Genomic DNA, 14,193 nt, shown 5'->3' on the forward strand with positions numbered 1-14,193 from the left:
ATCTATCACAAAAAAGCGCAGCTTCCTATAGAAGTCTGCGCTTGACTTGATATCTTTTGTGTTAGTTCAATCAGGTTTTACAATCATCATAATGTCGAAGAAGCTGACAATCTCAACAGCAATTGATCATAGTTATTGAGTCGCTCAGGGTCATGGATAATCTGACCTGATTCTACATAACTGATCTGACCTGTTCCTTCACCGATCTGAGAACGTTGTTGCAAAATGCGGTACAGATTGCGTGCAGTTCCTTCTCCACCATCAATAATATCGACTTCTTCAGGAAAGAAATGATGCAAATGTTCTCTAAAATAAGGAAAATGTGTACATCCTAATACGATAGTACCATATTGATTGAGATCCAATCCTGCTAGTGCTTGTTGTAAATAAGACTGTACCTCTGCCTCTGCAAACTGTCTTTTTTCTGCTAGTTGTACCAGACCTGGCAAAGCCAAACTTTCCACAATATCAGCTGTATCTATTGAACGTACCAAATTTTGAAATTTTTCTTCTCGTAATGTTAATGTTGTTGCTAAAACGAGTACTTTTTTGTGCTTGATCATACTGTTCTGTACAGCAGGCTTAACTGCCGGTTCAATCCCCAGAATAGGAAAGTCATAACGCTGACGTAGATCATTTACCGCTATACTGGTTGCTGTATTACAAGCGATTACCAATGCTTTAATATGTTGCGCTGCCAGATAATCTACCGCATCAAAAATATACTGACGCACCTCGTCTTTGGGCTTTTCACCGTAAGGCACATGTTGAGTATCTGCGTAAAATAGATAATCTTCTGCTGGCAATACTTTGAGCACTTCATGTAAAACAGTTAATCCACCAATCCCCGAGTCAAAAACTCCAATTTTCAATGTATTCACTCTTCTTTCAAGACGGCAACTTGTTGTCTTTGTAATAAAATCGTTCTATGATTATAACTTTTTTGAATTCATTTTTAAAATAAACTTGAGATATGATTTTAGATTACTCGTTGTTGTCTGTAGATTCTGTAGGATTCAGTTCATCTTCGTCTTCTTGCTCTGTCGATTGAATATAAGTGACTGATTCGTGCAGTAACTGAGCAAATGATTCAGGGTAATCATGATCCAGTTCAGGCAGTTCAATATACTGGTAATCTATATGAGCTTCTTGAAGTGCTTCGATCAGTTCCATTGTGCCCGGTAGACAATCGTCATCCCATTCTCCGCACATAATTGAAAGCTTCACTCCAGCTTCTTGTAACCCTGCTAGACCTTGCTCCCATTCTGATGCTTCTGGCAACCATGGTGCTAATAGAATCAAGCCACTGAACGCTGTAGGCTCTTGAATTGCTGTATATAATGCTACTCTTGCACCTGCAGAAAATCCTCCTACAATCGGCTTGAGTGACGGTGTAGCAGGGCTTTGCGCATCTTCGGTCATAATATCACTAAGATGCCATTTCAACTCTTCTACCCCTTGCTCTACATCTTCCCATTCATATGCATCTGTAAAAAGAATTTGCGAAGATTGAGGTAAAGCTAACCGGTAATGATGATCAAGTAGACTGATCCAGTACGGTTCTACAATCTCAATATTTTCCTGATCACCATGTAGCGCAATAATGGTCTGCTTTATCGTATGATCTTCTTGATCATGCGGATACAGAATTTTCAATTCAGGTGTAGACTCTTCACGTGCTAGTGTTTCTCGTTCTGCGCATAATTCTACTAATTTCTGAAATTCATCTTGATCACGCAAAGACTTCAAATCTTCTTCTTCCAGCAAATACGTTGAAGAATACCAGTACCCTTTTTCCAAAATAGCTTCTTGTAATAATTGCAATGCTTCTGTATTCATGCCTGACGCCGCCGCTAACGAATAACGAAAATTATACACCTGTGCCTCGTTACCTTTCACTTCATGAGCATGTTCAGTTATATAAGTATAAGCTTCTTGACTGCTATTCTCTGCCAAAATTTCAAGTGTTCGATTAATAAGACGTGTGTATGTTAGTGTAGTCATGTCTTCAGCTCCTATACTTTCAAAATAAGAAAAACCCTTGAAATGATTATTCAAGGGTTCTTGCATACGTATTGTACCAAATTCTAGTGCGATAACCTATTCTATCTTATTGCGCGGTTACAGCACCATCGATAGAATATACCGCCCCGTTAATATAAGGAGCTTCATCACCTAATAGGAAAGCTACCAGATTCGCAATTTCTTCCGGTCTACCTAAACGTCCAGAAGGAATACTGTCTACTGTTGCTTTCATCGTCTCTGGATTTTGTCTACCAAATTCAGCGACCATCGGTGTCTCAATCGTACCCGGTGCAATCGCATTAACACGAATATGATCTTTGCCGTATTCGATCGCTGCTGTACGTGTTAAGCCGATGATACCATGTTTGCTAGCGGCATAAGGGCCTACTGTCTGTACGCCTACTACACCTGCGGTAGAAGCTGTATTGACGATCGAACCGCCGCCTGTTTTGAGCATTTCAGGAATTACGTATTTCATTCCATAAAAAGCTCCACGCAAATTAATATTAATAATCTGATCGAATTGTTCAATCGTATGATCTGCTAACTTTAGCCCCGGGCCTGAAATGCCTGCATTATTGAAAAACATATCTATACGCCCAAATGTAGCTACCGTTTGCTCAACAAACTGCTCTACCTGTGGTGCTTGACTGACATCAGCAGCGATAAACAGGGCTGTTCCACCTTTGGATTCGATCATAGATACGGTTTCTTGACCAGCAGTTTCAGAGATATCGACAACAACTACACTCACTCCGTTATCGCTTAACTTTAGTGCGGTTGCTTGACCAAGACCGCTTCCAGCTCCTGTAATAATAGCTACTTTGGATTGTGTATTCATTCTATTCCTCCATCAGAAGTATTCTGAATACATAGCATCATCACATGCTGGTATCAGACTTACTTATAAGTATTTATACTCTAAGTATAGACTGATTTTTATTTTTCTACACGACTAAGAAAAGCTTTGGTACGGTCTAATTGAGGATTCTCAAAAATCTGTTGCGGAGTACCGGATTCAGCAATCTCGCCTTTATCCATAAAGATCACCCGATCCGCTACATCTCTAGCAAAATTCATCTCATGTGTGACAACAACCATCGTGATTTTTTCTTGCGCTAGTTGTTGCATCACTCGCAATACTTCACCTGTTAATTCTGGATCAAGCGCCGAAGTGGGTTCATCAAATAATAAAATATCAGGATTAAGCATTAATGCTCTGGCAATCGCTACCCGTTGCTTCTGCCCGCCGGAAAGATTAGCTGGTAATACATTGGCTTTATCAAGCAATCCGACTTTATTCAGTATCACTTCACTACGTTTGCGAATATCAGCTACACTTTCTTTTTTGACCGCTTTGGGAGCCAATTCCAAATTCTGTTGCACCGTCAAATGCGGAAATAAATTAAAGTGCTGAAAAACCATTCCCATACGTGACGTTATTTTTTTGATCTGACTTGCATTAGTATATTTTCCGTCCTCTACTAATGCTTGACCTTGAAATAAAATGCTTCCGCTGTTGACTTCTTCCAGATGAATAAGACTGCGTAACATAGTACTTTTGCCAGAGCCAGAAGGTCCGATAATAGCAACTACTTCTCCAGGTTCAACTGTAAAATTAACACCTTTTAACACTTCTAGGTCGCCAAAACTTTTTTTGAGTTGTTGTACTTCAATCATAGTCATAGATAGACATTCCTTTTATTCAAATTTAAATCGACGTTCCAATCCTTTGAACAGCAACGTCAATACTAATGTCATTAATAGATAAATAATACCAGCCAAGACAAACGGGGTAATTGTAAAATCACGATTGACAGCTGTTTGTGCAAAGTGAAGCAATTCCGGTACAGCTACCGCATACAATAATGCAGTGTCTTTTACCAGCGTGATTGACTCATTTGCCAGTGCAGGTAATGCTACCCGAATCATTTGCGGGATAATGACTTTGGTCATCGTTTGCCATTTGCTAAGTCCAAGCACCTGTGCAGCTTCATGTTGACCTTTATCAATCGACAATAATCCACCTCTAAAAATCTCTGCAAAATAAGCCGCATAATTCAATACAAAAGCAAGTCCTGCTGCTACAAAACGATCAAATACCAAATAGTCACCTATAATCGGCAACATCGGTAATCCAAAGCAGAAAAAGAGTAATTGCAACAATAGCGGTGTTCCACGAGTAATATAAATAAACGTATGGGCTATCCAAGATAATAATTTGATACTGCTATTAGCTAACAATGTAATTCCAAATCCTAATGGGATCGAAAGTACGATTGCAATCAAAAATAGAATAATCGTATTTTTAGCACCCTCTAGCATCGGGCCTATGATTTGTAATAAATAATCTACACTCATGATATTCGACTCCTACATCTCAACATTTTGAATTCAAGTCTTGCTCTTTACAAAAGAAAACCGGGTTGTATCGCTCAACCGGTTTTCTGATGATTTTTATATGTGGTGCACTATTTTATCAAACAGTTATACATCATCTTTACTGGTGTTATTTCAGAACCTTATCTTCGCCAAACCATGTTGTTGAAATTTTGGCTGCGGTACCGTCGCTATTCAATTCATCCAACGCTTTTTGCAAGCTGTTAAGCAATTCTTCATTACCTTGCTTCACACCGATACCGTATTCTTCAGGAGATAACGATTCATCCAGTAATTTAAAAGTATTCGGCTCTTTAGACATATAATAACGAGCAACTACTTCATCAATCACGACAGCATCCAGACGACCATTTTTCAAATCGCTCAATGCCAGTACATTATCAGGAAACTCGCTTACTTCTTTAAGTTGTGCTTTGATCGGGTTTGCTTCCAACGCATCTGAAGCGGAAGATAGTGATTGTAGTCCTACAGTTTTGCCAGCTAGATCACTAAACGTAGTAATCGGTGAGTTAGCAAGCACTGCTACTACCTGACTATTCGCTAGATAAGGTTTGGTAAATAGTACCTTTTGCTTGCGCTCATCTGTAATCGTATATCCGTTCCAGATCAGATCAATCCGTCCACTGTTTAATTCAGATTCTTTGGCAGACCAGTCTATCGGCTGAAACTCAACTTGTTTACCCATTTTAGCGGCTGCCGCTTTGGCATAATCAATATCAAAACCAACAATATTATTTTGTTCATCACGAAATCCCATAGGCGCAAATTTGTCATCGATGCCGATTACTAACTTATTGTCGTCCTTGTTAGTACCACTAGAACATCCTGCCAATACCAATAAAACAACACTAAAAAGTAATACCCATCCTGCTATTTTTCTCTGTTTCATATGATCGCTCCTCTTACAATTTACCGAACGCTTTAGTTCGTTACCACGTTATCAGAACCACTATAATAACATAGCATGGAAGTGAAGTCGAGCGCTATCGTATAGAAGTAATAGATATTTAGTTATTTAGCATTTGTGACTATGTATCCAACGTCTAATCATAATACTTATCGTAAAAATACATATAAAAAGCACCCGCTTAGGGGTGCTGTTGGAATAGCTATTATACGGCTTCCAGTGCATTCATAAAACGCTGAATATAATAAGTAGGAATATTCTGTTCCATCCAATCGGTAATGTCCTGATACACCAAGCTATATTTTGTATTTAAATATTGAGGATGTGGTAAAACTTCGACTTCCTCAAAATAATTTTTAACTTTGCGACGCAAATTACGCAAAACTTGCTGTTTAGATTCTACATCTTCACGGTCTTCAATTAGCAAATGGTCTTCTAATTGGTTACCATCGTTCATCATAATTTCGCGGCTATACATAAATCGTTCGCCTACACTCAATTCACTTTCATAAAAATTAGCATATACTTTATTGTCTACAATAATTCGTCTACTGTAGATGCGTTTCAATTCGCCCATACTACGATCGAATTTTCTATAAGTTTCGACTCCGATCGTATCAATCAATTCACAGATTGTTTTTACAGCTTGTTGGTAATTTTCTTCTTTACTATCATACAATTCAAAGATATCTACTTTTTTGTAACGAAAACGAATATACGATTTGGATAACTTACCATACATATAAAAAACAATACTAACATCAAGAATCTGGTCATTGTACTGCACATCCATATTGACATATCGGTGCTGTTGACGCATAAGATTCTACCCCTTTTCTTGTTGAATTGATTGGGCTAGTAAATCGTTTATTCGACAAGGTGGATACCTTTAAAATAAATGTACTAAGCTACCATCGTATACAAATAAATCTAATCTATACAAGGATTTAACCTTTTAATTACAATTCAAATCAAAAGAAGCACAGTTATTATCAAAAATATTTACCATAAGTCAAAAATTAAACCATTTTTTTCTGTGCTTATAGTAAACCTATCTGGTATTTTGTTGGAATATTTGTAGATATACAGGGCTTTTTACTGTTTTATTACACCTGCATCGAGCGTATTTTATTGCCTCTTTTTTACTTTGCAGATACATATGTAAGAGGAGCCTCTATGTATGCTTTATCAATCTACACATCAAAAAACAGGCGAACACTAATGTTCAGCCTGTTTTTATATATAGTATGATTTATAGTTGTTGTTAGATAAATGTATGCAGTTTAGTTGGTTGTTGCTGTATATCGGCTAACCAATTCGCTGATTTTGCCTCTTACTGCTAAATCGGAATTTTGACGATTTTTCAAAATAGCATGTACTTGAGCCACAAAGCTATTTTCTGTATCTTCTGTTTCCATTACAGGTGCTGTTACCATAGATTCTAAGTTCATCATAATTCCTCCAAATCAATTAATACGCTCTTGAATGATACGCTTATTTAATATGACCCCGATTACAGTCGTTTAAAACACAATTTCACAAACATATTGGAAATACTTAGAAAATCGTTAGAAGTATATGTAGTTTGTAATCGTTATCAAATAGTATTAATATGTTGTTTGAGGAATTTTATAAAAATAAATAAAGTTCCAAAATCTTTTGGAACTTTATACAGACAGCCTTATCCTTCTGCAATGTCTGCTCGTAATGCACTAGCCACTTCTATCATTTTCGGGATAACAGCTTCATTGGTACCTGATACGTATAGATCACCTTCATAATGACGAAACGGAATTGAAGCTGTTCCAATATCCCACAAGAAGAAATCTCCTTCGATCGACATCGTCGCTTCTCCTTTAACGGTAAACACAGGGGTATAGATAAAGTCCGGCTGCAACGCAAAATAAGCCTGACACTCTTCTAATGTAATCGGATCCACTTGACCTTCTGGTTGTTGCATCTCTCTGGTAATACGGTAACGCTGAATCATATGATGTCGCTCCTTTATTCAAAAAATAAAAAAGCCCTTGAGAGACAAGGACTTTCGGTTATGACCTGTAGTGGGATCGAACCACTGACCCCTACCCTGTCAAGATAGTGCTCTCCCGCTGAGCTAACAGGTCAAAATAAGTATGACAACTTCCATATAATATCAAGAATTTATAGTGTTGTCAATCAATTGCTTGCATACGACTATGCTCTTTCTAGTAGTGATTCACATTTCCGGTTAGGCAGGATACAGACTCCACTACGTCTGTTGTATATGTACTTCAATATTGTGTCCAATAAGACTCTGGAAGAGGCAGTACCGTCTTTTCTTTACGCTCCCAGCCCTGGATCATGACGATACTGTTTACTTCAAGTTTGCTATCCCAGTATATGTATTTTTTATTTTCTAAAGACAATAAGATTTGACTGAGTTCATTTGTCGTTTTGCCTGTCTTAAATGATAATTCTCTCCATTCTGGCATACGACGGTATAACGAAAAGAAGTTATATAAAATACGTAACAATTTGCGTTCGTTATCTTCTAACATTCTGTATCTCTCCTAACAATATCGTATAAAGTCTATCTATAACTATATACGAACTTTTGTTCTTATTTTAAATGAAGTACTGCCTTTTGGCAAGTCGCTCTTCTATATATCTTCTGCTAGCTCAAACTATCCTTGTTATACAAAAGACTCTACCTGATTAGGTAGAGTCTTAAAGTTATATCCTCACATGAAGTGAATCGATATGATTATTGTTTGGCTGGTACAACTTCTTTTACATTTACTGTAGTTGATAGCTTTTTATCGCCATATTCTACTTTAATCGTAGTTGTTCCTTTAGCAAGTGCTGTAATTTTACCTTCTGTTACTGTAGCAATATTTGCTTTAGTACTTGTCCATGTTGCTTCTTTGGTAACATCGACTTTGGTACCTGTATCGTATTCAGCTACGATTTGAACAGATTTAGCATCGCCTACAGTCAATTTCAACGCTTTCTCAGAGAACGTTAATTTTTTCAACTTCGCAGTTACATTCACTTTAACTGTCAATGTTAATCCTTGATACGAACCTGTTAACGTTGTTGTTCCTAGATTCAGTGCTTTAACACTTGATCCTTTAACAGTCGCTACAGAAGGATTCGAAGAAACCCAATTCATTTTAGTAGACAATGTTACCGATTTACCTGTTGCAGCATAGATTCCTACTGCTTTAATAGTTTTGCTCTTTTTGATATTCAACTCAACCACATCTGGTGTAACAGTGATTGATTTAATTTTTGGTTCCATCGTTACCGCAACTTTAACTGTTTTGTTAAGGTACGTTCCTTTAAGCGTTGCTTTACCGTTTAATAAAGCTTTTGCTTTGGAACCTGTTAACAACAAGCTTTCAGAAGAAGATGTCCAATCGATATCATTGCTTACATCAACGGTAGAACCTTCTACTGTCATTGCTTCTACTTTAGGCAAGCTTGCAGTTTCACCAACTACAATACTTAATGTTGTTACGTCTGGTGTCAATACAAGCAATTTGGTCTGAACCGATACCGGTACAGTTACTTTAAGATCACCAATTGTACCCACTAGATTAACGTTACCTTCGCTTTCAGCTTCTACTTTTGTACTTGTGACTGAAGCAATACTTCCGTCACCTGCACTCCATTCTACAAGCTTAGACAAATCTACAGTTGTTCCATCTACTGCTGTTCCTGTTACTTTAGGAAGTGTAGCACTATCTCCTGTAACCAAATCAATTGAATCTACACTAGCTTCTACTTTTTTCATTGTTTTGTAGACAGTTACTTTGAAGCTCTTTGTATAATCTTCATATTCTGCTTTGATTGTAGAAGTACCTTCTACCCATGGAGTTAGCAGACCGTTGTCTGCTGTTACGTTGATTGCATTAGATGAAGTCCATTTCACATCATTCGTTACATCCGTAGGAACGCGAGTGGCATCTGCTACTTCTGCTTTGATTTGTTTTGGAGTATCACCGATAAACATTACTTGATCTTCTTCAGGTGTTAACATTAGACCCTGGAAAGAAGAACGTACATAAATCGTTTGTGTATCTGCAAGTCCTGCATATCTAGCTGTAATTGTTGTTGTACCCTGTTTGATTCCTTTTACCGTACCCAGAGATACAGTGGCTACTGCTGCACTGTATGTAGACCATGTTACTGAAGAAGTTACATCTTCTGAACTACCGTCTGTTTTGGTAGCTGTTGCTTTGAATGTATAAGGCTGTCCGATCGTTACATTTGCTGCTACTTCTGGCGAAATTTTTAATGCTGTATAAGGTGAAGTCACTGTTACTTTTTTAGTAGCAGATAGATCGCCATATTTAGCAGTGATTGTTGTTGTACCTGTGCCAACGGGGGTAATTGTTCCTGCTTTGACAGTAGCTACTGTAGATGCGGAAGAAGTCCATTTTGCATCATCAGATACATCTTCTGTATTGCCTGAACCGTCTACTGTGGATACTGTTAAGTCAGTAGCATCATCATCTAGAGATAGAGTTAAAGCATTGTCGTCTGAAAATTTGAGTGATACCGCACTGCTGTCTGCTGCGAAAACTCCGGCTGGAAATAGTGTACTCGCTACGATAACAAGTGCAAGCATCCATTTTGCCATTTTGGCAGTATGTGTCATTAATTTCTCTCCTTGTATAACGTATTTGTGATCTTCTCTGTCCATTCCTGTATTAATATCGGTTGGAATACTATATTTTTGAAGACAATTGATCCAAAATAAGGCTATAGTCCTGTAAATTCTCTTCTTTTTCTGGAAAATCAAGGTGTATTTTCACGAGTAAAGCTGTTCAGCATCCACGTAGAGAGCGAACAATAAATCGATAATCTGATTTGCGCAAAATACGACCATTGCCTAAAAATACTTGTTGATGATCATGTTTTATAATCTTAGCCTGTAATTCAACCAATCGATCGCCTTGCCAGATCATAACCTGGGAGCCGAAAAGAATAGCATTATCGAATTGCACCGGTAATTTCATAACATACCCGATATGATTCAGTTCTGCGGCAGAAGATTCTAATTCTTGAGGTAACTGTTCTAATTCTTTGATATACAAAATATCATTCAACAGCACATTGATCGCTCCTGGTTGTAAAATCAATCGATTTTTGCTTTCGTCCCAGTATTGGATCGTACCATACAATCTAGAAGTGTATTCATCGTCACGAGTAACCATTACTTTTTTACCTTCCCAATGCTTCATCTTTTCACCTCCCTTGAAGTATGAATCTTTATGTGATATTTGGAATATGCCAGTCGATCGGACGTTCTCCATGTTGCTCTAAAAATTCATTTGTACGTGAAAAAGGTTTGCTTCCAAAAAATCCTTTGCGAGCTGCAAATGGGCTGGGATGAGCTGACCGAATAATCAAATGACGCTCTTGATCGATAAAAGATTCTTTTTCGGCGGCATGATTGCCCCATAATAAAAACGCCATCGGTTCTGAGCGATCATTCAACGCATGAATCACTGCATCGGTGAATTGTTCCCATCCTTTACCTCGATGTGAAGCAGGCTTGGATTCTCTGACTGTTAATGCGGTATTGAGCAAAAGAACGCCTTCTTTGCCCCATTGTACAAGCGAACCATGATTCGGTGTCGGTATATTTAGATCTTCTTTTAACTCTATGTAGATATTACGTAACGATGGCGGTACTCGTACCCCTGGCATTACCGAAAAGCTTAATCCTTCTGCTTGCCCTGCTCCATGATAAGGATCTTGTCCCAAAATTACAGCTTTCACCTCAGCATATGGTGTTAATCGGAACGCTTGAAAAAGTAAATCACGTGGCGGATAGACTACAGCTTCTTCATACTCTTGATCTAACCATGTCATTAGCTGTTGAAAATAAGGTTTCTCCATTTCATCTTTGAGCACTTCATCCCAATCATTACCGAACATATACAACATCCTTTCTTATTCATTGATTTGTAGTCTGACAAAAAAAGGACCAACCCATTATTCATGAGTCAGTCCTTTATACGATAGGTGTACTTATGATAAACACGTATACCTACTTGAATGCTAAGGATCTCACCGTTCACCTATGAGCAACATTTATAATAGAAAGTAAATGTTGCTATGCGTCTGTATTATAGCTTATTTTAGGTTGGAAAGGCAAGAAATCTACATATTCAATGATCGCTCTATATTGCTTCTGATAGCGTGTTGTTGAAAGGATGCAAAAGCTATTTCAGGTTGTGATGTCTGCTCGTTCTGGTCATCCTTAGCGGTATATAATATCGACCGATCTGCTGGAAATAGTTCTGCGGCTTGATCGCAACAAGTCACTACTATTTGTTTAGACTCACCGGGAAACAACGTAAAGTACCCTTCGCTTGCTGTCATCCAAAATCGGTCTGTAGATTCATACGGATAAATATGCAAAGCCACTGTATTACCTTGATTGGTCACTGTGTATTCCCGTTTCCAAAATGACGTATGATGATATCCTGATAAAGAAGAATGAATCCAATCATGATGAGCTTCTACTGCTAAGTCAACATCTGCTTGATCAAGCGTAGGGGCATAGATCGACTGTTGTCTTGTTGAAAAAGGATAGATATTATCTGCAATAGGCTGGTCTCCACATACTGATTGCACACGAATATAAAATAACTGATCTGCGGTCTGTGGAATCTCACAACAGAATATTGTAGGAGTAATAGCATAATCGATATTAGTTGTCCCAACAATAGAATGGTGTTGCAACATCTGACCTGTACTATCTAATAGTTGCATATTGATAGTGAATTCTCTGGACGCATGATTACTTACAACACGTAACGGAAACTCCACCGTCTCACCAACAACATAATGCAGACTGCGATAATCGATACTTGCTCGAAAAGGAGCATAGGCTTCTTTCACCCAATAATAAGCCATTTTCGCCTCATTATAATAATCAATTAGATTGGTACAGGTGACATTCGGCCATGGTTCATTCAATTGCCAGACCATACTTCCACTATTGTTAAATTGACGGCTTCGATTAGAATCCAAAATAAACCGTAATCCCTCGGCTTGAATCCATTGACTACAATCGACAAATGATTCTAAAGTATCGAGCGAACCGAATAATTCGATATCCCGGCTATACGTATCCCACCATTCTCCATGATGTCGCCAGACCAGACTATCTTCCATCGAAGTCGGTTGTCGGTAAGATTGACTTAGAAATTTATGTAGACTGCGAACATGACTTAGTCCATCTACACCGAACTCACTATGAAATAAATGATCTGCTTCACCGTACAACACGTAATGCTGAGGATTACCTTCGTATTTCCAGTGACCATGTACATCATGGCTGACCCCTTTTTCATGGGTGATATACTGTACAGGTCCTGAAGCAGATGTTGGTAAAAACATTCGCTGTGGATCATACTGCTGTACCAGTTGCTGAAGCAATGCTAGATTATGATCATCATAGGTGGAAGGAATATTAGGTGCACTCATCAATTCATTGCCACCACTCCAGATCGTAAGACTGGTATGATTACGACGACGCTTGAGCGCTGAGATCGCATTGCGTTGTAATAAATCCAAAAATTCAGGACGTTGTGAAGGTGTATTATCGATCCCTGAACTCGATTGAATAAATTCTTGCCAGATCATAATTCCATGAATATCACATAGCTCGTATAAAATACTTTTTTCGATAATACCGCCACCCCAGATACGAAGCATATTCATATTTGCTTCCTTAGCAAGATGAATCAGCCATTCATAACGACGAGCGGTTACATTTCCATATAAATGATCGAGCGGAGTGATATTTGCTCCACGGATATAGATTTTACGTCCGTTGATCCGAACAGTATAAGGCAACGCATCGGTTGGACTTCCTTCATTAGATACATATTCCAATTGCCGTATTCCTACACAACATGTATACATATCACATATGGTATTGTGCTGAAGCAATGTAATCTCTACCGTATATAGTGGCTGATCTCCATATCCGTTGGGATACCATAATTGAGGAGAATCTATCATACTTTGTATAGTAAATGTGGACTCACTCTCTGTAAGTGATTGTTCTAATTGAACAACAGCCTTTCCTGTCGGATCAAAAATAGCCACTTGTACTAGCGTAGACTTTTTGCCTTTACTTTTCCCATGTGGCTGGATCTCTCCACCGATCTGAATAACTCCTTGATGTTGTTCGTTTAGATCAGTCTTTACTTGAATATCCTGTAAAGAACAATGTTGATAGGATTTGAGCACTATATCATCCCAAATGCCAATATTAATCAGACGTGTAGAAAAGTCCCACTTGTAGTTGAATCGACTTTTCTGCGTAAATGTTGCTGACGTTTTGCCGATTTGCCCCATTTCATCCGGTGGATGCTTGAGTACAATCAACAGTTCAACACGTTCACTTTGTTGCAGTTGCTCTGTAATATCGAATACCGCAGGTTCGTACATTCCGATATGTTCACCAAGATATTGTCCATTCCAATAAATGAGTGCTTCATAATCTAATCCCTGACAGATTAATTCGGTAGCTACTGTATCTGTCTGAGGATAAATATCTTTCCATTCAAAACAAGTCCGATACACCCACCAGCGATTCTCCACCCATTCACATTGCAGACTATTCATATCTTGATACGGATTTTCTATCCATCCTGCCCGGTACAGATCATAATGAACACCTCCCGGTACAGTCGCTGGCATCCATTCTGTAACTCCTAACAATTCATTCCCAATTTCCATACTTGTGCCTTTGACCGGAACCCATGGCCAGAATCCTTTCAGTTCCCATGTCATCTGGCTTAACGAATATTCACGATCAGATGTATACATACTTGCCAATAGAATCGTTCCCT

General features: G+C 38.3%; 14 protein-coding genes and 1 tRNA gene. All 15 read right to left on the reverse strand.

What is annotated here, in order from left to right; all coding sequences use genetic code 11:
- Nucleotides 1-86: 86 nt before the first annotated feature.
- The 15 genes from murI to QE450_RS12285 all read right to left on the reverse strand — a co-directional run bounded on the left by murI (nucleotide 87) and on the right by QE450_RS12285 (nucleotide 14,170).
- On the reverse strand, nucleotides 87-872 hold the full coding sequence (murI, locus tag QE450_RS12215; RefSeq protein ID WP_307299515.1) for a glutamate racemase: 786 nt from the start codon (nucleotides 870-872) through the stop codon (nucleotides 87-89).
- Nucleotides 873-984: 112 nt separating this feature from the next.
- Complete coding sequence (locus QE450_RS12220) at nucleotides 985-2,004, reverse strand: alpha/beta hydrolase (RefSeq protein WP_307299516.1); 1,020 nt, start codon at nucleotides 2,002-2,004, stop codon at nucleotides 985-987.
- A 106-nt stretch (nucleotides 2,005-2,110) separates the two neighbouring features.
- Entirely contained in the window at nucleotides 2,111-2,866 is a 756-nt protein-coding gene (locus tag QE450_RS12225; RefSeq protein ID WP_307299517.1) for an SDR family NAD(P)-dependent oxidoreductase, read from the reverse strand.
- A 98-nt stretch (nucleotides 2,867-2,964) separates the two neighbouring features.
- A complete protein-coding gene (locus QE450_RS12230; RefSeq protein WP_307299518.1) occupies nucleotides 2,965-3,711 on the reverse strand; it encodes an amino acid ABC transporter ATP-binding protein in 747 nt (248 codons plus the stop codon).
- A gap of 15 nt (nucleotides 3,712-3,726) precedes the next feature.
- The gene (locus QE450_RS12235) at nucleotides 3,727-4,386 is read right to left on the reverse strand and encodes an amino acid ABC transporter permease (RefSeq protein WP_274172300.1); all 660 of its coding nucleotides are present in this window, start codon (nucleotides 4,384-4,386) and stop codon (nucleotides 3,727-3,729) included.
- A gap of 148 nt (nucleotides 4,387-4,534) precedes the next feature.
- Nucleotides 4,535-5,314: an amino acid ABC transporter substrate-binding protein gene (locus QE450_RS12240; protein WP_307299519.1), complete on the reverse strand. Its 780-nt coding sequence runs from the start codon at nucleotides 5,312-5,314 to the stop codon at nucleotides 4,535-4,537.
- A 223-nt stretch (nucleotides 5,315-5,537) separates the two neighbouring features.
- On the reverse strand, nucleotides 5,538-6,152 hold the full coding sequence (locus QE450_RS12245) for a hypothetical protein (protein ID WP_273613052.1): 615 nt from the start codon (nucleotides 6,150-6,152) through the stop codon (nucleotides 5,538-5,540).
- A gap of 463 nt (nucleotides 6,153-6,615) precedes the next feature.
- Entirely contained in the window at nucleotides 6,616-6,783 is a 168-nt protein-coding gene (locus tag QE450_RS12250; RefSeq protein WP_273613053.1) for a hypothetical protein, read from the reverse strand.
- Between the two features lie 230 nt (nucleotides 6,784-7,013).
- Nucleotides 7,014-7,322: a hypothetical protein gene (locus QE450_RS12255; protein WP_273613054.1), complete on the reverse strand. Its 309-nt coding sequence runs from the start codon at nucleotides 7,320-7,322 to the stop codon at nucleotides 7,014-7,016.
- A gap of 61 nt (nucleotides 7,323-7,383) precedes the next feature.
- A tRNA-Val gene (locus QE450_RS12260) sits at nucleotides 7,384-7,455 on the reverse strand.
- A 147-nt stretch (nucleotides 7,456-7,602) separates the two neighbouring features.
- The gene (locus tag QE450_RS12265; protein ID WP_307299521.1) at nucleotides 7,603-7,869 is read right to left on the reverse strand and encodes a hypothetical protein; all 267 of its coding nucleotides are present in this window, start codon (nucleotides 7,867-7,869) and stop codon (nucleotides 7,603-7,605) included.
- Between the two features lie 206 nt (nucleotides 7,870-8,075).
- A complete protein-coding gene (locus tag QE450_RS12270; RefSeq protein ID WP_273613056.1) occupies nucleotides 8,076-9,974 on the reverse strand; it encodes an Ig-like domain-containing protein in 1,899 nt (632 codons plus the stop codon).
- 169 nt (nucleotides 9,975-10,143) lie between these two features.
- Nucleotides 10,144-10,560 carry a hypothetical protein gene (locus QE450_RS12275; RefSeq protein ID WP_273613057.1) on the reverse strand — a complete coding sequence of 139 codons (417 nt, stop codon included), beginning with the start codon at nucleotides 10,558-10,560 and terminating at the stop codon, nucleotides 10,144-10,146.
- Between the two features lie 28 nt (nucleotides 10,561-10,588).
- The gene (locus QE450_RS12280) at nucleotides 10,589-11,260 is read right to left on the reverse strand and encodes a uracil-DNA glycosylase (RefSeq protein ID WP_307299525.1); all 672 of its coding nucleotides are present in this window, start codon (nucleotides 11,258-11,260) and stop codon (nucleotides 10,589-10,591) included.
- Between the two features lie 225 nt (nucleotides 11,261-11,485).
- A complete protein-coding gene (locus QE450_RS12285) occupies nucleotides 11,486-14,170 on the reverse strand; it encodes a glycoside hydrolase family 2 protein (protein ID WP_307302688.1) in 2,685 nt (894 codons plus the stop codon).
- Nucleotides 14,171-14,193 lie beyond the last annotated feature (23 nt).

Source organism: Paenibacillus sp. SORGH_AS_0306, assembly GCF_030819345.1.
Classification (GTDB): Bacteria; Bacillota; Bacilli; order Paenibacillales; family Paenibacillaceae; genus Saccharibacillus; species Saccharibacillus kyungheensis.

Bases quoted from the DNA above. Each gene is read 5' to 3' on its own strand.
- QE450_RS12270 (WP_273613056.1), bottom strand. From the start codon at position 9,974: ATGACACATACTGCCAAAATGGCAAAATGGATGCTTGCACTTGTTATC.
- QE450_RS12235 (WP_274172300.1), bottom strand. From the start codon at position 4,386: ATGAGTGTAGATTATTTATTACAAATCATAGGCCCGATGCTAGAGGGT.
- QE450_RS12245 (WP_273613052.1), bottom strand. From the start codon at position 6,152: ATGCGTCAACAGCACCGATATGTCAATATGGATGTGCAGTACAATGAC.
- QE450_RS12285 (WP_307302688.1), bottom strand. From the start codon at position 14,170: ATGTATACATCTGATCGTGAATATTCGTTAAGCCAGATGACATGGGAA.
- QE450_RS12275 (WP_273613057.1), bottom strand. From the start codon at position 10,560: ATGAAGCATTGGGAAGGTAAAAAAGTAATGGTTACTCGTGACGATGAA.
- QE450_RS12255 (WP_273613054.1), bottom strand. From the start codon at position 7,322: ATGATTCAGCGTTACCGTATTACCAGAGAGATGCAACAACCAGAAGGT.
- QE450_RS12225 (WP_307299517.1), bottom strand. From the start codon at position 2,866: ATGAATACACAATCCAAAGTAGCTATTATTACAGGAGCTGGAAGCGGT.
- QE450_RS12280 (WP_307299525.1), bottom strand. From the start codon at position 11,260: ATGTTCGGTAATGATTGGGATGAAGTGCTCAAAGATGAAATGGAGAAA.
- QE450_RS12265 (WP_307299521.1), bottom strand. From the start codon at position 7,869: ATGTTAGAAGATAACGAACGCAAATTGTTACGTATTTTATATAACTTC.
- QE450_RS12240 (WP_307299519.1), bottom strand. From the start codon at position 5,314: ATGAAACAGAGAAAAATAGCAGGATGGGTATTACTTTTTAGTGTTGTT.
- QE450_RS12250 (WP_273613053.1), bottom strand. From the start codon at position 6,783: ATGAACTTAGAATCTATGGTAACAGCACCTGTAATGGAAACAGAAGAT.
- QE450_RS12220 (WP_307299516.1), bottom strand. From the start codon at position 2,004: ATGACTACACTAACATACACACGTCTTATTAATCGAACACTTGAAATT.
- QE450_RS12230 (WP_307299518.1), bottom strand. From the start codon at position 3,711: ATGACTATGATTGAAGTACAACAACTCAAAAAAAGTTTTGGCGACCTA.